General features: G+C 59.9%; 1 pseudogene. It reads left to right on the top strand.

Annotated features, from left to right (window positions below):
- The first annotated feature begins 246 nt into the window (after positions 1-246).
- Positions 247-1117, top strand: a pseudogene (locus INF29_RS14230) (IS5 family transposase).
- Positions 1118-1326: the final 209 nt, after the last annotated feature.

Raw genomic sequence — 1326 nt, 5'->3', positions numbered from 1 at the left:
GGCTTGAAGATGCTGGCCGTCTCGCCCAGCAACGCCCCGGCCAAGATACCCAGCGCCAGGCCCGCCAGAATTTTCTTCCACAGCGCGATACCGCGCCACCATGCAAACTTCCCCTGCTGTGCTGTTTCCTGCACTGCGATTCTCCTGCTAGGGAAACGCTGCATAAATCCCGTCGGAGCTGCCTCATAGCCACCGACGAGGTAAAATCTGACCTGTCGTCCAACACCCGCTGACAGAGCCACTCCGATGAAACAGATCTCATTCGCCCAGGCTGAGCACCAGAACAAGAAGAAGGTCACCCGCCGCGAGCGGTTTCTTGCCAGGATGGAGAAGCTGGTGCCGTGGCAACGGCTGATCGCAGCACTGTCGCCGTCCTACTTCCCGAAGTCAGTGGGCAAGCGAGGCCGACCACCCATTGGCCTGGAGCGCATGCTGCGCATTTACTTCCTGCAGCAGTGGTATGCCCTGGCCGATGAAGCGCTGGAGGATGCCATCTACGACAGCCAGGCCATGCGTGACTTCATCGGTATCGATCTGGCCATCGAGAGTGTGCCGGATGCGACCACGCTGCTGCGCTTCCGTCACCTGCTGGAGCAGCATGCCCTGACCCAGCGGATCTTCGAGGAAATCAACGCCCACCTGGCCGAGAAGGGCCTGTTCATGCGCGAGGGTACCATCGTCGACGCCACCATCGTGGCGGCGGCCCCCTCCACCAAGAACAAGGCCAAGCAACGCGATCCGGAGATGAAGCAGACCCGGAAGGGTAAGCAGTATTACTTCGGCATGAAGGCCCATATCGGTGTCGATGCGGTCACCGGACTGACCCACAGTGTCGCCGCCACGTCGGCCAATGTTGCCGATGTCACCATGGCGGGCCATTTGGTCCGGGACGATGACCCGCGGGTATACGGCGACGCGGGCTACACCGGCATGTGGAGCTATCCGCGCCAAGGTCGAGCACCCGTTTCATGTCATCAAGAACCTCTTCGGCTACCGGAAGGTTCGCTACAAGGGGCTGGCCAGGAACCAGGCGCAGCTGTTCACCCTGTTCGCCCTCGGCAATTTGGTGCTGGCTGGACGATGCCAGGGACATGCTGACGGGGCCAGTGTGTCTTGAATCTGGCCTGGCAGCTGGATAACCCGGCTGCCAGGGTAAAAAGGCCACCTTCCGTGGCCAGAAAGTGACCGTTGACGCGGTGAATATGCCGCCCTGAGTGCTTTAGCCGCTCAGGGACGAATTGATCAGCGGTTCCTTTAATGCAGAGAAAGGAGCTTTCGATGTCACACTATTGCCACACAGTCCTCTTAGGCTAATAGTGACATATG

The organism is Anaerotignum lactatifermentans, from assembly GCF_014982935.1.
In the GTDB taxonomy this organism is placed as follows: domain Bacteria; phylum Bacillota; class Clostridia; order Lachnospirales; family Anaerotignaceae; genus Anaerotignum; species Anaerotignum lactatifermentans.
This window is presented reverse-complemented; position numbering and strand designations above follow the sequence as displayed.